This window comes from Campylobacter pinnipediorum subsp. caledonicus, assembly GCF_002022005.1.
In the GTDB taxonomy this organism is placed as follows: Bacteria; Campylobacterota; Campylobacteria; order Campylobacterales; family Campylobacteraceae; genus Campylobacter_A; species Campylobacter_A caledonicus.
Genome location: NZ_CP017258.1, coordinates 459,301 through 481,177, shown reverse-complemented (window position 1 = coordinate 481,177; position 21,877 = coordinate 459,301). Strand labels below are relative to the sequence as shown.

The following is a 21,877-nucleotide window of genomic DNA, read 5'->3' as shown; positions in this document are numbered from 1 at the left end:
ATTAAAATTTTTCTTAATAAATTTTAACAAGATATATTTTAAAGCAAAACCAAATCTAAAATAGATTTGGTTTTACAAATTATATATTAAAATTTATAAGTCAATCCAGCACTAGTTTGTGTATAAGTAGGAGTGTCTTGATAATCACCAAATGTTTTATCAAATTTCAAAGAAGCAGATAAGCTTTCTGCCAAAGGATAGCTTAACCAAGCACTAAATTCACTTTGCTTATATTTTTTGTTTTCTTTACCAGCAACATAATTAGTTGTTCCTATTATACCAGAGACAGATAATTTTTGTATATTAGTTGATAACATTGCATAAATAGTCTTGGCATCATTTGTATACATCACATCACCCTCTTCAAACTGAACGATAGTATCACCTACATAATTTTGACCTTTAAGGGTTCCCCAACCACTTTGTTTATCAGCTGCTACATATCCTAAAGTAAACTTAGTGTCATTATAACTTACATATGCAACACCTTCAAACACATCACCATCACCATCTTTGTAAATACCAACTCTTTTGTCTTGATCTAGATATCTACCTCTTTCATCTATCTTAGCATAATGAAGTTTACCACCAAATCCAACATTTTCATTTAGCTTGCCATCATACATAATTTTTCCACCAAATACAGAAAGAGCATTATCCATATAATTTTCATAAGCCCTAAATGCTAAACCATTTTCAAAGCTATATGTTGCACCGACACCAAAAAGACCTCTGCCACCATTAACTCTTTTTATCTTAGTCATTTCATTTACCCTAACACCACCTCTTGCACGAGCCCATAATACATCTAATGTTAGATTTTCTATGGAGTTATTTACTATAGTAGCTCCATCCATTATTTTTGTAATCCAATCAGAGTATATATTTTGGCGACCTACTTTAACAACAGTATCATTTGCATTATATTCAAGATATAAATTTGATAGATTGTACCTATAATTCTCAGAAACCCTCTCAGTAGAATCACCAATACCATGAAATGTTTTTGTATTTTTATCCTTTTCATAAACCGGGAGAGCAGCCCTAAATCCTGCTACAAATTTAAAGTTTTTATAATAATCTGTTTCATAGTTTATGCCTATACTTCCAACCGCCCAAGCAGTATTTTGATAATATGTGCTCTTTTCACCTTTGTCAACATGGCGACTCTCATAATAAACAGAAACATCGCCACTTGTTTTACCATTTTTAAAAGCCTCTTCAAGTGAAGAACTATCAGCTACAGCAAAAGATGAAAGTGCAAGCATTGCAATCAAACTTTTTTTTCATTTTTTCTCCTTAAAAAATAATTTTTATCCAAATCTATATTCAACACCAAAAGTGCCATTAGGATATTCCCATTTTTTCAAAATAGTAGACCCACACAAAACTCTACATGTGCCACATTCCAAACACCCAGCATAATCAAAATGAAACACTCCATTCTCATCTCTTTTATACAAAGCTGCAGGACAAGCAACTTCAAGCTTTGTAAATTCTTCTTCACTAATATCTCTTATCAATTCTATATGGGCATTTGACTCATCTACAAAAAATTTATTGATACTTAATTTCACATCTACATTTACATTTTTCATATTGATTTTACTCCACTAAATACATCTTTAATTATATTAAAATAACCAACTTCTTTTAATCTAGGTAAAATTTTGTTCCTCAAAGGCAAACTAGACCCGTTTACAACAAATAAATCTCTCATGATACCGTTAACCATTTTTGGATATTCATTAAATATTCTATCGTTGCTTAAAACATTTGGCAGATTTTTATACAATGACAAATCTTTCATAACAAAACTATCATTGAGTTTTTTATTATACTCAGACAAAGAAATAACACTAAAATCATTATTCTGTTTTGCTTTAACAATAGCTTTGACAGCACAAACTGCACTTTCAACAGCCAAATCCATACCACGCACTGAGTATCCGACATTCAAACAAAGTCCAGCACAATCACCAACAACTAAAACACCATTATCTGATATTTTTTTGATAGCACCCAGCCCTCCCTCTGGGACTATGTGAGCTGAATATTCTGTCGTTTTGCCATTTTTAATCAAAGGTTTTACAGATGGATGATTTTTAAAATTTTCAAGCATTTCAGGAACGGTTACATTTGAATTATGAGAATTATGTAACCCAAAAACAACACCCAAAGATATAGAAGTTTTATTCGTATATAAAAAACCACCTCCCATATGTCCAGCAGAAGGACTTCCAGCAAATAACCAAGCAGCGCCCTCATTTTCATTTACATTAAAAATATCTTCAATTCTATCTTTTCCTAATTCTATAATTTCTTTTACCCCAACGGCACATGTATGCGGATTTAACTCATATCCTAACCCATACTTAGAGCATAGTGTTGAGTTTGCGCCATCTGCTAGAATTACAACATCGGCCTCCATCTCTTCGCCTCCAGCAATAACACCGCAAATTTTATTATCTCTTTGAATTAAATCATCTACCCTAATACCAGTTATTATACTTGCTCCTGCATTTTCAGCTTGTTCTCCCAACCATTCATCAAATTTTACCCTCAATACAGAATATGAAAGTTCCATTTTATTTTCTGTTGGTTTTAAAGTATAATCCATTGTTAAATTTTCATCTTCACTCATAAAAGACAATTTTTCATGAGTAATCAATCTTTCAATAGGAGCTATATTGCCAAAATCTGGAAATATGGGTTCTATGCTATGTGCATAAATCCTACCTCCACTTGTATTTTTAGCCCCAATAGTATTGCCTCTTTCTATTATCAATACCTCAAGACCATCTTTTGCTAATAAATAACCAGCAATACACCCAGCTATTCCTCCACCAACTATAATCACATCAAATTTTTCTTCAGCCATCAAAACATCCTTATTTTAAATTTTCTTTTAAATGATCACTTCTAAGTATATTTTTTCTTACTTTTCCAGTACAAGTTTTTGGTAAATATGAATAAAACTGAACAATGCTAGGGACTTTAAATTTTGCTAACCCACTTAAACAATACTGTACAACATCATCCTTAGTCATCTCTTCTTTATCTTTTAAAACAACACAAGCTTTTATAAGCTCATTATTAAACTTATCTGGTATACCTATAACAGCAACTTCAAAAATTTTATCATGAGAGCTTATAAATGTTTCAACCTCAACACTAGAAACATTTTCTCCAGCAACCTTTATAAGATTGATATTTCTATCAACAAAATAAAAGTATTCATCATCATCAAAATATCCAATATCTCCCGTTCTAAGCCACCCATCTTTACTTAAAACTTTATTTGTAGCATCCTTGTTATCAAAATAGCCTTTAAAAATAGTTTTTCCTATTTCACCTTTTATACAAATTTCACCTGATTTGTTTGATAACAACTCATTACCTTCACTATCCAAAATTTTAGCCTCATAACAAAATCCGAGCTTTCCTATAGAAGGAAATCTTCTTTTTTCATCGGGTCTATCTCCTATCAAACCAACAATAGTTTCAGTCATACCATATGAATTCAAACAACTCGGAATATTAAAACGATCTAAAAATTCATTCATATCTTTATTGTTTATATTTAAATAAAAAAACATTTCTTTCAAATTATGTTTTTTTTCATTATCTTTTATAGGTTGAGCCATGAGTGTGCATATCATTTTTGGTATACATTCTGTTATGGTTGCTTTGTAAAACAAAACCTGATCCCAAAATTTATGAGCTGAATATTTTTCAATCAAAACAAATGTAGCGCCACGAGAAAATGCCGGCATCATCATTGTACATTGAGCATCTATATGCCAAAGTGGCATTGCCGTTAAACATATATCATTATTATTAAAATTACCTTGCCAAGAAGTATAAAAACCAGCAAATATTAAATTGTAATGAGTTATTTCAACACCTTTTGGAAAAGAAGATGTTCCAGATGTAAAAACAATTTCAGCTGTATCCAGATTATCTATATCATTATTTTCAAAATTTACACTATATTTTACAAACTCTTTTTGATATTGAGTGTGTTTACAAGAACAATTATCAACAAGCATAATGCCATTTTTAAAAGTAAAATTATTTTCTGTCATATCATCATAAATATGCACAAATTTTGAATTTGTTATAACAAGAGTAGGTTTTGTTTTTTCCACCATAAATAAAGTATCAGCATAAACATAATTTGCATTGACAGGAACACTTATTGCACCTATTTTTGCTATAGCCATAAAATTTACTATATATTCTATACTATTACAAAGATGAATTATTACCTTATCGCCTTTTTTTAATCCCATATGTGTGAGCAAATTAGCCGTTTGGTTAATTTGCTCGTTTAATTGTACATATGATAGGCTAGTAGTTCTACGCTCTACATCTTCACAAATGATAGCGGTCTTATTTTTATGTGTTAATGCTAACTCTTCAAAATAACCACCAAGATTTTTTTTACCTATCATATCCATGATTATTTTCTCACTTTAATTATCTTCTCATCATTTAGTTTTGTTATTTCAACTTCACTGTAGCCAAGATGAGACATTATATCAGCAGTATCTTCTCCATAATCAGGCATAGCACGCCAAATTTTGCCAGGGTTGTTTTTAAACTTAGGCATAATATTTGGACCAGTGTAATCTTTACCAGCTGAGTTTTTCCAAGTAGTAAAACTATCTCTAGCTATGTATTGAGGATTATTTTGAAGCTCACTAACTTCCAAAACTTTTGCTCCAGCAACTTTTAAATCAGAAAGAACTTTTAAAGACTCTTCTATGCTTCTTTCTTTAAAGAACTTATCCAAAGCAGCCTCAAATTCATCATTAACTTTCATTTTTCTACTAATTAATTGTGTGCCTTCTGGAACATCTTCTGTGCCATAATATTGCGATATACCTATCAGGTCAAACATCTGCTTAACTTGACTAACACCAACAATTTCAAAAACTATATAGCCATCTTTGCATGAATAAAGACCGCAACCAGCATATAATGGATCTTTACCTTTTATCATCCTAGGACACATCTCACCACCATTAAGATAATCCATCATATAATACTGACCCATTCTAAGCATAGTTTCATACATAGCAACATCTATACTCTCACCAACACCTGTTTTTTGTGCATTATGTAATGCTGCCAAAACAGAACTAGTAACGGTTAGACCACAAAGATAATCAGCTGTATAAGGAAAAGCTGGCATAGGTTGATTTTGATCACCATTTTGTATCAAATAACCACTAAACGCTTGAGCTATTGTGTTATATGCAGCTAAATTTGTATATTCAGGATCGCCGTATTGTCCAAATCCAGAAAGATGAGCTATAACTAGTTTTTTATTGTGTGACCATAAAACCTCATCTGTTATACCTTTTTTAGCAAATGCAGGGCCTTTACTAGCTTCTATGAATATATCACATTCTTTTATAAGTTTATAAAAAACTTCTTTACCCTCTTCGCTAAATAAATTTAATGATAACGCATATAAGTTTCTGCGACTCAACTCTTTATAATTTTCTTGAACTCTTATAGTGTCTGGATATTTTGAATTTTCTATCCAAATAACTTCTGCTCCCCACTCAGCTAATAATTGAGCCGAAAATGGTCCAGCTATTTCCATAGCTGAAAAAACCACTTTTACACCACTTAATGGACCAAATTTTGGAGTGTTAAATTTCATATTGCATCCTTTTATCTATATTTTTTCAAAATAGCTCTACCAAGAGTTAAAATTTGCATTTCATCAGAACCACCAGACAATCTATCAACTCTTAAATCTCTCCAAAATCTACCAACTCTATGACCCGTAACACCGATTCCACCAAGAACTTGAACAGCATCATCAACAACTTCAAATGCTTTATTTGCACAATAATATTTACACATAGCACTTTCACCAGTAACATTTAAGCCCTGATCCATTTTCCAAGCTGTTTCATAAACCATATTTTTCATAGCACTTAGCTTCATTGCCATATGAGCAAATTTTTCTTGAATAAGTTGAGTTCTACCTATAGTTTCACCAAATTGAACACGCTCATTTGCGTACTTAGCAGCATCTTCAAAAGCACAATAAGCTATACCGTAATTTGTGCAAGCTACCAAAAATCTTTCAGCATCAAATTCTTCTTTTACTCTATTAAAGCCATTGCCATCTTCACCAAACATATCTTTTTCTTCAAGTTCGACATTGTCAAAAACTATCTCGCAACAACTGTCCATTCTAAGACCCAGTTTATCTAGCTGAGTTAATTTAATGCCTGGTTTACTCATATCAACAAACCATTCTGTAAAAATTGGCTTTTCACTTTCACTATCTCTTGCCATAACAACCAAATAAGGAGTATGGGCACTTGATGTTATAAAGCATTTTTGGCCATTTAAATACACTTTTCCATTTTTTCTTGTATAAGTGGTTTTTAGACTACCTACATCAGATCCTGCGCCAGGCTCTGTTATAGCTGAGTTCCACATTTGTTTACCGGTTCCACGATAAGCAAAAATTTTATCTATTTGCTCCTTTGTTCCATACTTTAAAATAGTACTAAATCCAGGAAGTTGATATAACACATATGTTGGGGCACCGCATCTACCAAGTTCTTCCCAAATAGCTGTTAGTGTTACCCAATCAGCACTCATACCACCATGCTCTTCTGGTAAAAGCATAGTATCAACACCCAGTTCAGCAAGCTCTTTGACCCATTTTATAGGATATTCGTGATTTTCATCACATTTTGCAAAATACGCTTCCCAATTTTCTCTTTCCATAAGCTCTTTAATTCCAGCAACAAATAATTGTTGCTCATCTGTTAAACTAAAATCAACCATATTGTTCTCCTTTTAATAATTAATACCAATTATTCTTTTTAGCATCTTTAAAGAAAGATACCAATATCAGAATATTTACAAAAAATAATGGACAACCGCCTGCTATGATAGCTGTCTGAATAGGTTTTAATCCACCCAATGCAAGCAAAGTTACACCTATAATACCGACTAAAACAGACCAACCTATTCTAACCCACAAAGGTGGCTCATCATATCCTGTTGCCTCTTTGCAAGTACTCATTGCTAATGTATATGAGCACGCATTAATAAGTGTTATAGTTGCTATGAAAGCTAATATAAAAAATCCCCAAATGGTAAGTGTGGACATAGGTAAAGCAGCCCAAGTTTCAATAATAGCTCTTGCCATACCAGCTGTTTTTACAACTTCTGCCATATTAACAACACCAGTAATCATAGTGTGGATTGTGTTGCTTCCAAGTATAGTCCATAAAATCCAAGTTGTAGCGGTAAGACCAGCAACCATACCAATACAAAGCTCTCTAACTGTTCTACCTCTTGAAATTCTTGCCAAGAATATGCACATTTGTATACCATAAACTACCCACCAAGCCCAATAAAATACTGTCCAGCCTTGAGGGAATCCGCCTTTAGCAATAGGATCGGTGTAAAATAACATCCTACCAAGATAACTAAGCATAACGCCAACACTATCCGTAAAATAGTTAATTGTAAAAGTTGAAGCTCCAACTATTACAACCCAGCCAAGCATAATTATCATTAGATAACTTCTAACATCACTAGCTATCTTTATACCTCTATTAAGGCCAAAAGCAACACAAATAGCATTAAATAAAACCCAGCAAGATATAATCATAGTATCTAACTCCAGTGTTCTTTCAATACCAAAAAGCCACTGCATACACTCAGTAACAAGTGGGGTAGCAAGACCCAAACTTGTTCCCATAGCAAGTATTAAAGCAACTATATAGACATTGTCTATAATTACACCAAGCCAACCTTTTGCTAATTTTTCACCAACAGCTGCCTCAATTGTTCCACTAGGACGGACAACGTTAATTTTTTTAACAAACAAGAAATAACCAAAAGCAACAGACAATAAACTGTATGTAGCCCAAGGCAAAGGTCCCCAGTGAAATAAACTATAAGCAAGACCCAACTCTTTAGCTTGTGTACTCATAGGCTCAAGACCAAAAGGTGGATAAGTTACATAATAGTAAATTTCCAAACTACCCCAATATAAAACAGCGGCTGACGTGCATGATGCAAACATCATAAAAATCCAGCTAACTGTACTAAACTCTGGTTTATCTTCAGGATCACCTAATTTTTTATCCTTCATAGGACCAAAAATTAGCCAAAACCATCCAATCACCATAATAACCATATACCACTCAAAAGCCCAACCCCAAGAATTAGTTACATAGGCAAAAGTTGCATTTATTACTTTGTTTGCTGCATCCAAATCCCTAACAACTAACCAACTTAAAATCGCAACAGCGATTAGCGAGGGAAAGAATACTTTTGGTTCTATCCCAACTTTTTTAACCTTCATTTTAACTCCTTTGATTAAAATTGAAATTTTTAGTAATAAAATCCGCACCATCTTGTATAGCTTCATTGGCTATTTTCATCATCCTTGTATAGTGCAAAAATGCATGCATTACACCTTTATACTCTTTATATTCACTGTGATTTGTCTGTTTTAGTATTTCATATAAAGCAACACTATCATCTTTTAATGGGTCAAATTCACAAGAAGCTATAAAACAATTGGGGATATTATCTGTCAAATCAGCATTAAAAATATTTACAAATTTAGAGTTTATATCAATATCTTTTTCTAAATACTCATTATAGTAATATTGTATATCCTCTTCTCTTAACCAATCTATATCATTGCCATATAAAGTTCTTGATACTGAATCCTTAAGCCCATAAACACCGTAAAACAATGCCATTGATTTAATAAGATTTGTATCGATTGTTTTTTTCTCTTTTTGATATAAAAAAGTTCCCATACACATATTGGCGCCAGCACTATCGCCAGCATAAGAAAATTCATCAGGAGATAGTTTGTATTTTTTACTATTTTTGATGAAATATTCTATAGCTGAATTGCATTCTTGAATTTGAAATGGAAATTTCTTATCTGGTGCAAGAGAGTAATCTATACCAATAACTGCACATTTACTTAAACTCGCTAAATTTCTCATCATTCTATCATGAGTTTTTATGCTTCCTACTACCCATCCTCCTCCATGTATAAAAAATATAGTTTTATATTGATCTTGCTCTTGTGGATAATAAATCCTAGTTTTTATCTTTACTTGTTCAAAATCAATAAAAACATCATGCGTGCCAAACATAACAGCTCCACCTTCATTCCAAAACTCTCTTTCTAGCTCATAATTAAGTCTCATCTGATTGTTATCAGCTGCAGGCTCACTAGAGGCATTATCTTGTTGATGTTTAACAACCAACTTCATCTCTTCTGAAATTTTATTCAGCACATTAATTTTGTTAATAATATTCATAGAATATCCTTTAAATCATTGTATGGTACAGCCCAATAAATTATTAATAATATAGTTAATATAATTCCTGAAGCAATCATTAAATATGCATAAAATCTGTCTATTTTATAATCACTAGAATTTTGTTCACTTATGGGAATTTCATGAAGTTTATTTAAAAATTCAATCTCTTCTGGTGTTCTTTTTTGACCAAAAGAACCAATAGTAGCTAAGCATACACTTAAAAATAAACCTATAAAAAACGGATCAAATAAATTTTTTAAATCAAATCCAGCAAATTCAACCAAACACTTACTTATCAAATATCCAAAAAATCCACCCAACATTGACAGATAAGCGCCTCTTTCTGTTATTTTTTTGCTCCAAACACTTGCAAATGCCAAAAATCCCCAAGAAGAAGCTATAATAGTACTAGCAAACCAGGCTATGATTCTTATACTAGCTAAATCAAAATATGCTAATATCAAAGCTATAAAGCTTACAACAAAAACTACTTTTCTTGTAAAGCCTATCTGTGATTTTTCATTTTTAAAATTTATCCTAAAAATGTCATTTGCAAGACTAAAACTAACTACTGATAAAAATGTAGTTGCCGAACTAAGACCAGCTGATAAAATTCCAGTTAACAAAAATACACCCAAAAATTTAGGAACTACCTCATGGGCGGTCCAAATAATAACTTGTTCTGGTTTTGCCATATTTGGATTTAACTGTATAACACTGATTGCTATTATATAAAGATACAATAAGAAAAATGTTGTAAGAAGCGCTGATAACACACCTGAACGAAAAACAACATGTTCATTTTTAGCCATTAGATTGCGTCCAGCTTGCCAAGGACTAACAGCAACAGTTATCATCCAAACTATACCAAGAGTTATAGCATAAATTACCATATCAAAAGCACTTCCATTGCCGGTATTTCCATGATAACTAAAAAGATCTTTTGGTGAGTTTGGGTTTGAAATCAAATTTTGTATTAAATTTGATATACCACCTGACTCATTAAAGACAAAATAACCAACAAAAATGGTTGAAGATAAAAAGCATAAACACATGATAGTATCTATAAGAACAACACCTTTTGAACCAGAATAAACAGTAAAAAGTAGTATACAAATCCAAGATATAAAAAGACAAGTAGTTCTATCAAAACCACTTAGAACTTCCATTAATATAGTTGTTCCGGACATAACGCTAAGCAAATAAGCACTAAGAGACACAACGGTTATAATACCCGCAAATCTTTGTATTCTATCACTATTGAATCTTAAAGAAAAATAACTTGGCGTGGTATTTACTTTTGCTCTTCTTATAAAGCGACCAAAATAAAGCGGTCCTAAAACATATCCACAAGCACAAAGTATATTTATCAAAAAAATAGTTGTTATATTTCCATTATAAGCATAAGCTGTATCGCCCATAAAACCATTTGTGCTAAGCATGGATGCAAACATAGTACCTGTTATAAAAAGAGTTGTTGATTTTCTACCATTAACATAATAGTCTTCTAAATTTTTAACTTTTTTACCGGCATAAAAACCTATAACGAGATAAATACAAATACCGACTAAAACACCAGCTATATAAATATTCATCTTTGGTCTCTTTCGTTTTTTATATCTTCAGAACTTAAACTCTTATTTAAAATACCACCTGTAAAAACTAGACATAAGCCAACAAAAATAGAAAAGATAACTTCTCCCATGTATAACTCCTTGCAGCATTATTCTTATAAAATTCCAAAAATACCCATAAGAACAATACTGAGATTCTTTAAAAAGAATCTCAAAAAAAAATTATTTTCCTTTCCAATTAGGCTTTCTTTTTTCCATAAATGCCAAAGATCCCTCTATGCCATCTTGCGTTTTTTCTATAAAACGATAAGCTACATCTGAATATCTCATAGCATCATCTACAGACATAGAAGGAGCTACATGCATAATCTCTTTTGTTATTTTTAGAGATAAAGGAGCATTTGCCGCTATTTGCTCAGCAATTTCTATCGCCTTATTCATTAACTCTTCAGGCTCAACAACATAATTAACAATACCTATTTCTTTAGCTTCATCGGCATATATTAATTTTCCTGTTAAGCATAATTCCATAGCAATTTTTCTAGGTAATTCTCTAGCCATTCTTACTATTCCACCTGTTGATGCTATAAGCCCAACTTTAACTTCAGGAAGACCAAATCTAGCGCCTTTTACAGCAACTATTATGTCGCAAGATACAGCTATTTCCATACCTCCGCCAACAGCTGTTCCATTAACAGCACAAATTATAGGCTTAGGGCAAAGTCTATTAGTAAGACCTCCAAAACCATGCTCCATTACAGTTTGACACTCACCAGTACTACTTAGTTCGCTTAAATCTTCTCCTGCGCAAAAGCTTTTTTCACCAGCACCTGTTATAATGATAACCCTAACATCACTATCTTTTTCGGCCTTATTAATGATCTCTTCCATCTTCGCAGAAGTTACACCATTTAAGGCATTTCTTTTTTCTGGTCTATTTATGGTTAAAACCAAAATACCATCATCTCTAAGCTCACTAATAACTTCATTTGAGCCAAAATAATCTCTCATACAACACCCCCTATTTTAAAGAATTTATAAGTGCAGGCACTACTTTATACAAATCACCAACTATTCCATAATCAGCATAATCAAATATTGGAGCATTTTTGTCTTTATTGATAACTATAATTTTATCTGCATCTTTAACTCCAACCATATGTTGAATCTGTCCAGAAATTCCTATAGATATATAAACATCAGGTTTCGCCATAACACTTGATATACCTATATATCTCTCATGCTCCATCCATTTTTTTCCTTCTGCTATAGGACGAGAGCAACCAAGTTCTGCGCCTATTGCAGCGCATAACTCTTTTATCATTTCCAGATCTTCTTCTTTTGCTATACCTCTACCAACAGCTATAATTTTTTTAGCTTTACCCAAATCAACACTACTTGCTGTTTTAGGAAGCTTATTTATACATTTGATACTTGTGTTTGATTTTACCAACTGCAATTCTTTTACTTCACCATCGTTTGAACAGTTGCCATTAGCTTGTTCAAAAGTACCAGAATTAACAAGAACTATGGCTATTTTTGAATTAATTTTTTCTGTAGCTATAGCCAAACCTCCATACATCATCTTCATGCTTTCTACAGAGTTTTCAACAATTTTTATATCATTAGCTTCTGTGCTAACACCAGCATTTAGTTTTGCACCTAAAATACCAGCCATTACTTTGCAACGCTTTGTATTTGGCATAAGAATAACGCCACTTTGGTTTTCAATATTAGCTATTACAGTAGAACTAAAATTTTCAAAAATATCATCTTCTTCACTACAAAAAACTTCATCAGCGCCAAAAGAAAACATCTTTTTTGCTTCATCTTTTTTGCTTCCAAAAACAAAGCATGTAACTTTTTCACCAAGATTTTTAGCGCCACCCATAATTTCTTCTATTTTGCCTAATGTATCACCTAATACCCATATATTAGAAACTTTACTCATATTAAAATCCTCTTAATTTAACACTTTTTTGAAGTTAGATATAAAATCAACCACACATTCTTCACTATCATCTTGTAAAACAACTCCTAATCTATCTTTTTTCTTAGGAGCATTAACATTTACTAGCTCTACAATATTGCTCATTGAACAATCAAAAGATAGAACATTAACTGGTTTTTTTGCGGCAGCTAATATGGCTTTCATTCCAGGAATTGAAGGTTCATTAATATCAGTAGAAACACATATTAATGCTGGTAATGAAAGCTCTAGCTCTTCTATTTCATTTTCAAGCTTTCTTTGAACCATAATCTTTGAACTGCTTATATCAATAGATAAAATTTTACTAACACTATTTATAACAGGAATATCAAGCAAAGCACCAGCCCTAAGACCAACTTGGCTAGCAAACAAATCAGCAGAACCATCTGCGCACACTATCAAATCAAAACCAATTTTTTCAGATGCTTGTTTGAATATCTCAGCGGTATCATGAGCTAATAAGTTATCAAATTTATCATCAATAACAATATTTAATTCATCAGCACCTCTTGATAAAATATCTTTTTTTACTTTTGTATTTTCAAGATTTTTTCCACCTATACTAAGAACTTTGATATTTACTTCATCCAAAACCATTGATTTAATATCAACGGCTGTTTGTATTGCATTTAAATCAAATGGATTTATTTTTGGATTAGCTTTACTAAAGTCCAGAGTCCTATCACTATTTATAGATATGTCTTGTTCTTCTAGAACAACCTTGCATCCTACTATTATATTCATAATTGCTCCTTAAATATTAATCATGATTAAATAATAATCATGATTTTTATATTATCGTGATTATATAATAACTACAATCAATTTGTCAATAGTTTTATTAAATTATATAATTAATTATATAATTTAATATTTATATAATATTTTATTTAGATATATTAAAAATTATAATAATTATTGTTTTGAAGCCAATAAATAGTGATTTTTTTAGATGTTTTAAAAGTAATAAAATGATTTCAATATCATATTTAAAATAATATAGCATATATAATTTAATCTAAAAAATATATATCTTAATATAAAAATTAATTTTTTATATACAAATAATTATTATACAACCCAATATGATGTTTGAATTTGTATATTCACTTGAGTAATTTTATTATAATATTAAATTAAGTTATTATTTTAATATATAAATCATATTTAATAAAAAATGTAAAAAAAAAGGGGGGGGGGTGAGTTGGGGATAATGTAAGTCATGCAAAAAATAACTTACATTAAAAAAATATTATCTAACAAAAGGAATAAATTTTTCATACCCCATTTGCTTCATCTTTTCAAGTGGAATAAACTCCAAAGCAGCACCATTGATACAATACCTAAGCCCGCCTTTTTCTTTTATACCATCTTCAAAAACATGTCCAAGATGTCCATCAGCAACTTTTGAACGAACCTCAACCCTTTTCATACCATGACTATCATCATTTTTATAAGAGATAGCATCGGTTGTTATAGGTTTTGTAAAACTAGGCCAACCACAACCAGCATCATATTTATCAGATGAGCTAAAAAGTGGCTTTTTACTAACAATATCAACATAAATGCCTTTTTCTCCAAACTTATCATATTCGCTAGAAAATGGTCTTTCTGTTGCATTTTCTTGAGTAACAGCAAATGCAACATCAGATAGTATTTTTTTTAATTCATCTTTACTTGGCTTATTAAATCTAGTATCATCAAGTGGCTTTTTAGCCAAAGAAAGTTCGACATGACAATACCCATTTGTGTTTTTATCAAGATATTTTTGATGATATTCTTCAGCCAAAACATAGTTTTTTATAGGCTCAACTTCAACAACAAAAGGCTTATCATAGTTATTTTGCTCTTGTTTTAAACTTGCATTTATTATATCTGCCTGCTTTTCATTAGTATAGTAAATACCGCTTCTATACTGCTCGCCTACATCATTTCCTTGTTTGTTTAAAGATGTTGGGTCAACAATCCTTAAAAAATGAGCCAATAACTCAGCTAAAGATATCTTTGAACTATCAAAAACAACACGCAAAGTTTCAGCATGATGAGTTTTTGCTATATCATAATAGCTTGTTATATCACTATCTCCATTTGCATAACCAACATCTGTTTGTAAAACCCCTAAAAGTTGATCAAAATATCCTTGCATGCCCCAAAAACAACCACCTGCCAGATATATCTCTTCTTTTATTTCATTCATAAAACACCCCTATTCTACTGTTACACTCTTTGCTAAATTTCTTGGCATATCTACATTATTACCAAGTCTTATAGAAATTTCAAGCGCTAAAATTTGAAGCACAACCATCATCTCAAAAAACTCAGACATAGCATGCTCATGCTCTTTTATTTTGATAAAATCATCACTTAGCTCAAATTCAAATGGGCTAATAGCAAGTATATAAGAATCCCTTGCCGCAAGCTCTTCAACATTACTTTTTGTCTTTTCATAAAGCGTATTTTTTGGCATAAGGGCTATAGTAAATAATCTCTCATCAGCCAAGGCTATTGGTCCATGCTTCATCTCGCCAGATGGATAACCCTCTGCATGTAGATAAGATATCTCCTTTAGTTTTAAAGCACCCTCTAATGCAAGTGGATAAAATATATCCCTACCTATAAAGAAAAATCCATGTCCATGTAAATAATGTTTAGAAAGTCTATAAATTTTTTCTTGCAATTTTGAATCAATATTTAAAACAGTTGGGATATGAAGCAAGGCTTGAATCTCTTTTTCAAGCTCTTTAGGCTCTATGCTATTTTTAGCCTCAGCCATCTGTAAAACAAACATCCAAAGCAAAACAACCTGAGTAGCAAAAGCCTTTGTGCTAGCAACACCTTTTTCAATGCCAGCTCTAGTTAAAAGTGTAATATCAGCAAGTCTGACTATAGATGAATTATCAACATTACAAATAGCCAGCGTTTTTAGTCCTTGTTCTTTTGCAATTTTTAAAGCCTCTAAAGTATCAGCGGTCTCTCCACTTTGACTAATAACAATAAAAAGTGTATTTTTATGAAGTCTTGCTTGTCTATATCTAAACTCACTAGCTATCTCAACCTTAGCTCTAACACCAGCTAATCTCTCAAACAAATAACTAGCCGTAAGTGCCGCATGATAACTTGTTCCACAAGCACACAAAACAACATCATCTACGCCTTTTAAAAGCCCATCATCAACACCCTCTAAGACTATTTTTTGTTTTTTAACCCTACCCATAAGACAATCACTCACAACACTACTTTGTTCATATATCTCTTTTTCCATAAAAAACCTATACCCCTCTTTTTGTGCATAGGTTTTATCTTTTGGAAGTGGTATAAACATAGGTTTTATAGGTTTTGAATCTTTATAAACCTCAATATCTCCATCGCCAATAAATCCATAACTTTTGTCATCAAGATAAGCAACCTCCCTAGCAACACCTATAACCGCTGCATCAGATGATGCAAAAAATAATTCTTTATCATTTTTGGCTATTGCAAGAGGAGCTGCATCTTTTGCAAAAAATATCTTATTTGGGGCTAGTTTTGTTATAAGCAAGGTAGCATAAGCGCCTTTTAGCCTTGCTATACTCATCTCATATGCCTTAAATACATCATCAGTATGTTTGACATTTTCTTCAAACAAATGAACGATTACTTCCGTATCTGTTTGACTGATAAACTTAACACCTTTTGCTTCTAACTCATCTTTTAGCTCTTTATAGTTTTCAATAATTCCATTATGAACAACAAAAGAATGCTCTCCTAAATGAGGGTGAGCATTTATTTCTGTTGGTTTGCCGTGAGTAGCCCACCTAGTATGGCCTATAGCCACACCCATACCGCTTAAACTAAAATCTTTTGTTTTATCGGCTAGGTTTTCAAGCTTTCCAGCAGCCTTAAAATACTGTATCTCATCATCACTCATTACAGCCATTCCGGCACTATCATAACCCCTATATTCAAGTTCTTTTAATCCACTTAAGATTATATTTTTCTTTTCACTTTCGCCTATATATCCAACTATTCCACACATTTTTTACTCACTTATTAATAAATTTAATATTTTTTCATAATTTAAATGCAAACCATTGTTCTTGCTTATCAAAAATAAATTCCTAGTTTTGTTTTTGATAGTTTGAACTTTTGCACTTGTTATTTTAAAATTCATATCATAAAAAACACTCATCACATAAGCCATAAGACCTATTTGGTCTTTTGCATTTATATTTAATTTAGCATACTCGTCAGAGTGATTAAGATCAAAACTTATCTCATCTTTATATATAATAGGTGTTGTTAAAACAAGCTTTTCATTGCTGTTTAGTGCTTTTAATGCCTTTGCTTTAAAATTTAAAAGATCGCTATTTTTTATATTTTTATTAAACTCAAGTCTTATAAAAAATTTTTCATCAAAAAGCTCAAAAATTTCCATATAAGCAAGATCAAAATCGGCAAAAACAGCAAGCAAAGCTGACAAATTTAAAAATCTATTAGATATGATTTTAATTCTTAAGCCTTGAGTGTTTTGCAAATCAAATTCTATACCATCACATAAAAATGCCTTTTTTGTTATATTTATGATATCTAAAACACTATGTTTTGCAAATAATAAATTTGAATAAATTTCAAAAATTTTATTTTGAATATTTTCATCTAATACAGCAAACTCATCGTGTCTTTTTATTCTATGCTCTTTTTTTACTCTTCTAGTAGCCTCATCAAGCAAATTCTCATCATCAAAACTCTCAAAAGACAAATCATAAAGTTTTCTTAAAAGCTTTGATAGATATGGAGTATAAAGGCTATCGTCCGTTGCATTAACAACACAATAAGTAAGAACATAAAGAAGCTTCAAGCTTTTTTTGTCTGAAAGTTTTGATATGAAGCTAAAAACAACTCTTTGAGAATATATATCCTCGGTATTTGCGACAACATTCATCAAGGTATGATATTTTATAAGCAAAACACCCATATTTACAGCTTCTGGACTAAGCTCCAGCTTGTTGGCATATGCTCTAAATATATTTGCGCCAACTATCTCATGCTCACCTTCACTTCCTTTGCCAACATCATGCATTAAAGCCACTATCTTAAGCATGATCTTACCCTGCAAGCATACATCATCATAAAGAGATTTTATAAATTTATCTTTTATATTTTCCAAAAAATACAAGGTAAACATGCTATGCTCATCAACACTAAATTTATGATAACCATCGTATTTTGGAAGTAGTGCTATATTTTCCATAGGCTTTATAAGGACATTAAGAACCCCTGCATCAAGAAATGCTTTTAGTATACAATGTGAGTTATTTTTAGATAGTAATTTTTTGATTTGTGTATTTATATTTTGCATTCCATCATCGGCACTAACAACCTTTTTGATATAAAAAATAACGCTCATATCAATCTTATAACAAACATCATCAACCAAAATAAAGTTATTTAAAAGATCTTTTAAACTCACTATTTTTTTATGCCTATGGACAAAAAGTGTTGAGTTTAGATTATAAAAACCGCCTTTTGTTTTAGATAATTTTTTTTGCAAAAATGAGAAATTTGAAAAATTATAATTTGTGATTGATGAGGCAACAAAACGGGTAAATAAACCTATATTTTTCATGCAACTTAGAATTTTTTGACTGATTCTAATATTTGTATCTTGTGATTTTTTAGATTTTGTCTGCATTAATGTTGTTATTTCATCTATATTTTTTTCACTAAAAATATCTTCATTATTTACTAAATTCAAAGTTGATTTTAATGATAGTAAAAAATCTACACATATATTAAACTGGCTTGTTTGCTTCTCATCAAGCAAAAGCATAGATGGCACTCTTGCGCTATTTTCTCCACTTATGGTGCTTAATATACAATTTAAAGAGTATATATCATCAACGCCTCCGAAGCTTGTTTTTAAATTCGGCTCTTGTTCCAAAAACGGAACACTATCAAAAGGCAAAAGCTTTTTAATATGATACGATAAAAAAGCATCTTTGTTATACTCTTTTAATCTTGTTATCTCATCTCTTGCACTTTTATAAAGAGTTTTTGACCCACATATGTATCTTATCAAACAAAGTTTACTTTTTGATTTTATATCATCTTTAAATTTATCATACAAACTTAATAACTCTACAATCTTAATATTTATATCAAACTCTTGAAATCTTTCATCCAAGGATCTTAATAAATGCTTTGTATTATAGCCTTGTATATCCTTATAAACTATCATAATGTCTAGTTTTGAATTTACAGAGATAAGATTTTGAGCATATTTATTGGTAGCTATTATACTTATTGGAAGCTTATCTATATCGGGACAAAAATCACCAAAAAATTGAGCTAGTGTTTCCGAAAAGATATTTTTAAATGTATCATCACGCTCTTTTATTAAAAAATTTATAAAATTTCTACTATTTTTACTAAAAAATTTATAAAATTTATTTACATCTTTCAAACTATAAACTACCCTAACTTTTTTTATTTTTTAACAAGATAATACTAAAAATTTGCAAAAATAAAGCTTTTTTTAATTATAATCCTAAAATATTAAAATAATTAGAAAGCAAAAATTTACTCAAATGAATATTATTAAAAAACTTGAAAATGGCGAAAGAATAGACAAGCACGAGGCATATAGCTTGTATGAGCTTGACCTTTTCACGCTAGGAAAGTTTGCATTTAAGCAAAGAGTTAAAAGATTTGGAAAAAAAGTTTTTTTTAACATAAATAGACACATAAATCCTACAAATATATGTGCTGATATATGTAAATTTTGTGCATTTTCAGCACATAGAAAAAATCCAAATCCTTACAAAATGTCGCACGAAGAAATTCTACAAATAGTAGGAAATAGTGTAAAAAATGGTGTCAAAGAGGTGCATATAGTATCAGCTCACAATGTCCAAAGTGGTTGGGAGTGGTATCTTGAAATTTTCAAAAAAATCAAAGAACAATATCCACAAATACATATAAAAGCACTTACTGCTGCTGAGATTGATTTTTTATCAAGAAGTTGTGGTTTTAGCTACGAAGAAGTTATAGATAAAATGATAGAATACGGAGTGGATAGTATGCCCGGTGGTGGGGCTGAGATATTTGATGAGGATATACGCAAAAGAATTTGCAACGGAAAAGTAAGCTCTGAAAATTGGCTAAAGATTCATCAAATTTGGCACGAACATGGTCGCCAAAGTAACGCCACAATGTTATTTGGTCATATAGAATCAAGAGAGCATAGGATAGACCATATGCTTAGAATTCGCGACTTGCAAGATAAAACAAATGGCTTTAATGCATTCATTCCTCTAGTTTATCAAACACAAAACAACTACTTAAAAGATATAAAATTTCTAGGTTCAAGTGAGATACTAAAAACGATAGCCATAGCAAGACTTCTTTTAGATAATGTAGCACACATTAAAGCTTATTGGGCCACATCTACACTTAATCTAGCAATGATAGCTCAAGAATTTGGAGCTGATGATCTTGATGGAACGATAGAAAAAGAAAGTATACAAAGTGCTGCTGGTGCAAATAGTGCTAACGGAACAAATTTAAAAACATTTTGTGAGCTTATAAGAAGCTCTGGGTTTTTGCCTGTTGAAAGAGACAGTTTGTATAATGAAATAAAAATTTATTAAAGGAGAATAAGTTGGATTTTTTCAAGCTTAAGGAAAACAACACCAGCATAAAACAAGAATTTACTGCTGGATTTACGACATTTTTGGCGATGATGTATATCGTGCCTACAAATGCTATCATAATGAGTAAAACAGGTATGCCAATAGATGCGCTTATAACAGCAACAGCTCTTGCAACTATCTTAGCAACAGTTTTAAATGGTCTTTGGGCAAACACTCCGGTTGCAATGAGCGTTGGAATGGGTCTTAATGCTTATTTTACATTTGGTCTTGTTATAGGTATGAATATACCTTGGCAAACGGCTTTGGGTATAGTATTTTTATCTGGTATATTGTTTGTAGCCTTGTCTTTTACCAACTTTAGGATATGGGTAGTAAAATCTATACCTATTGATTTAAGAAGAGCTATAAGCGCTGGTATTGGATGTTTTATAAGCTTTATAGGATTACAACAAATAGGAATTATAGCAAACAACGATGCCGTATTGGTTTCATTAGGCGATATCAAAAATTCAAATGTTTTACTTGGAATTATAGGACTACTAATAGTAATGGCATTTTGGTCTTGGAAGATAAAAGGCGCATTTATGTTAGCTGTTATAACCACTTCTATCATAGCTTGGGTTTTTGGAATGTCTCCGGTTCCAACTGAGTTTTTATCAACTCCAGCTTCAATAGAGCCTATATTTTTACAATTTGATATAAAAAGCGTATTGTTTGATGCAAGTGGTGTCTTTACGCTCGCTTTACTTCCTGTAATTATAATATTTTTTGTAACAGATTTATTTGACTCTATCGGCACTTTAACTGGTGTTGGAAGCAAGGCTGGCTTATTTACAGGAAAAAATCAAAATGATTCAAAAAGATTAGAAAAGACATTAGAAGCTGATGCACTGGCTACAGTAGGTGGATCGCTAATAGGCGTTAGCACAACCACAACATTCGTAGAAAGTGCAAGTGGAGTAGCCGCTGGCGGAAGAACTGGACTGACAGCTGTATTTTGTGGATTATTGTTTATCTTGACACTATTTTTACTTCCATTTTTTAAAGCAATCCCAGCAAATGCAATCTATCCTATCTTGGTAATGGTGGGTGTTTTGATGTTTACAGAACTTACAAATGTAAATTTCAAAGACCCGGCTATATGTGTAGCAACATTTTTTATAGTTATTTTAATGCCATTAACATACTCTATAACAAATGGTTTGGCATTTGGATTTTTATCTTACTTTATAGTAAGAGTGCTAAGAAAAGAGTGGGAGCATATAAATTTAGGAATTATTGTATTGTCTATTATTAGCTTTGTAATATTCTTAGTTCATTAAGAAAGGCTGGTTGATT

17 protein-coding genes are annotated in these 21,877 nt (G+C 31.4%); 2 read left to right on the top strand and 15 right to left on the bottom strand.

The features are described 5' to 3' along the window. Nucleotides 1-86: 86 nt before the first annotated feature. From CPIN18021_RS02495 to CPIN18021_RS02425, 15 genes are all read right to left on the bottom strand, one after another. Nucleotides 87-1,268: an Opr family porin gene (locus CPIN18021_RS02495; protein ID WP_078424868.1), complete on the bottom strand. Its 1,182-nt coding sequence runs from the start codon at nucleotides 1,266-1,268 to the stop codon at nucleotides 87-89. A 45-nt stretch (nucleotides 1,269-1,313) separates the two neighbouring features. Then, a complete protein-coding gene (locus CPIN18021_RS02490) occupies nucleotides 1,314-1,598 on the bottom strand; it encodes a ferredoxin family protein (protein WP_069636592.1) in 285 nt (94 codons plus the stop codon). Next, nucleotides 1,595-2,881, bottom strand: a complete 1,287-nt coding sequence (locus CPIN18021_RS02485; protein ID WP_078423019.1) for an FAD-dependent oxidoreductase — start codon at nucleotides 2,879-2,881, stop codon at nucleotides 1,595-1,597. Before CPIN18021_RS02485 ends, CPIN18021_RS02490 begins: the two co-directional genes overlap by 4 nt. Before the next feature lie 10 nt (nucleotides 2,882-2,891). After that, nucleotides 2,892-4,457 carry an AMP-binding protein gene (locus tag CPIN18021_RS02480; protein ID WP_226995994.1) on the bottom strand — a complete coding sequence of 522 codons (1,566 nt, stop codon included), beginning with the start codon at nucleotides 4,455-4,457 and terminating at the stop codon, nucleotides 2,892-2,894. Nucleotides 4,458-4,465: 8 nt separating this feature from the next. Next, on the bottom strand, nucleotides 4,466-5,677 hold the full coding sequence (caiB, locus tag CPIN18021_RS02475; protein WP_078423017.1) for an L-carnitine CoA-transferase: 1,212 nt from the start codon (nucleotides 5,675-5,677) through the stop codon (nucleotides 4,466-4,468). An 11-nt stretch (nucleotides 5,678-5,688) separates the two neighbouring features. Beyond that, complete coding sequence (caiA, locus tag CPIN18021_RS02470) at nucleotides 5,689-6,825, bottom strand: crotonobetainyl-CoA dehydrogenase (protein WP_069637721.1); 1,137 nt, start codon at nucleotides 6,823-6,825, stop codon at nucleotides 5,689-5,691. Between the two features lie 19 nt (nucleotides 6,826-6,844). Then, the gene (gene caiT / locus CPIN18021_RS02465; RefSeq protein WP_078423016.1) at nucleotides 6,845-8,359 is read right to left on the bottom strand and encodes an L-carnitine/gamma-butyrobetaine antiporter; all 1,515 of its coding nucleotides are present in this window, start codon (nucleotides 8,357-8,359) and stop codon (nucleotides 6,845-6,847) included. A 1-nt stretch (nucleotide 8,360) separates the two neighbouring features. Continuing rightward, nucleotides 8,361-9,341 (bottom strand): acetyl esterase, encoded by a 981-nt coding sequence (gene aes, locus CPIN18021_RS02460; RefSeq protein WP_078423015.1) that lies wholly within the window; start codon nucleotides 9,339-9,341, stop codon nucleotides 8,361-8,363. After that, nucleotides 9,338-10,939, bottom strand: a complete 1,602-nt coding sequence (locus CPIN18021_RS02455) for a sodium:solute symporter family protein (RefSeq protein ID WP_078424344.1) — start codon at nucleotides 10,937-10,939, stop codon at nucleotides 9,338-9,340. Before CPIN18021_RS02455 ends, aes begins: the two co-directional genes overlap by 4 nt. 201 nt (nucleotides 10,940-11,140) lie before the next feature. Beyond that, nucleotides 11,141-11,929, bottom strand: a complete 789-nt coding sequence (locus tag CPIN18021_RS02450) for an enoyl-CoA hydratase/isomerase family protein (RefSeq protein WP_078424343.1) — start codon at nucleotides 11,927-11,929, stop codon at nucleotides 11,141-11,143. Between the two features lie 10 nt (nucleotides 11,930-11,939). Further along, nucleotides 11,940-12,869, bottom strand: coding sequence for an FAD-binding protein (locus CPIN18021_RS02445; RefSeq protein WP_078424342.1), 930 nt, complete (start codon nucleotides 12,867-12,869; stop codon nucleotides 11,940-11,942). A gap of 12 nt (nucleotides 12,870-12,881) precedes the next feature. Next, nucleotides 12,882-13,652 carry a putative electron transfer flavoprotein FixA gene (fixA, locus tag CPIN18021_RS02440; RefSeq protein ID WP_078423011.1) on the bottom strand — a complete coding sequence of 257 codons (771 nt, stop codon included), beginning with the start codon at nucleotides 13,650-13,652 and terminating at the stop codon, nucleotides 12,882-12,884. Between the two features lie 508 nt (nucleotides 13,653-14,160). Then, complete coding sequence (msrB, locus tag CPIN18021_RS02435; protein ID WP_078423010.1) at nucleotides 14,161-15,105, bottom strand: peptide-methionine (R)-S-oxide reductase MsrB; 945 nt, start codon at nucleotides 15,103-15,105, stop codon at nucleotides 14,161-14,163. A 9-nt stretch (nucleotides 15,106-15,114) separates the two neighbouring features. Beyond that, nucleotides 15,115-16,923, bottom strand: a complete 1,809-nt coding sequence (gene glmS / locus CPIN18021_RS02430; protein WP_078424341.1) for a glutamine--fructose-6-phosphate transaminase (isomerizing) — start codon at nucleotides 16,921-16,923, stop codon at nucleotides 15,115-15,117. 3 nt (nucleotides 16,924-16,926) lie between these two features. Next, nucleotides 16,927-19,350 (bottom strand): HD domain-containing protein, encoded by a 2,424-nt coding sequence (locus CPIN18021_RS02425; protein WP_226995993.1) that lies wholly within the window; start codon nucleotides 19,348-19,350, stop codon nucleotides 16,927-16,929. A gap of 124 nt (nucleotides 19,351-19,474) precedes the next feature. Here CPIN18021_RS02425 and mqnE point away from each other — a divergent pair, with 124 nt between their 5' ends. Both mqnE and CPIN18021_RS02415 read left to right on the top strand, forming a co-directional pair. Next, the gene (mqnE, locus tag CPIN18021_RS02420) at nucleotides 19,475-20,536 is read left to right on the top strand and encodes an aminofutalosine synthase MqnE (protein WP_078424340.1); all 1,062 of its coding nucleotides are present in this window, start codon (nucleotides 19,475-19,477) and stop codon (nucleotides 20,534-20,536) included. 11 nt (nucleotides 20,537-20,547) lie between these two features. Beyond that, nucleotides 20,548-21,861 (top strand): NCS2 family permease, encoded by a 1,314-nt coding sequence (locus CPIN18021_RS02415; protein ID WP_078423007.1) that lies wholly within the window; start codon nucleotides 20,548-20,550, stop codon nucleotides 21,859-21,861. Nucleotides 21,862-21,877: the final 16 nt, after the last annotated feature.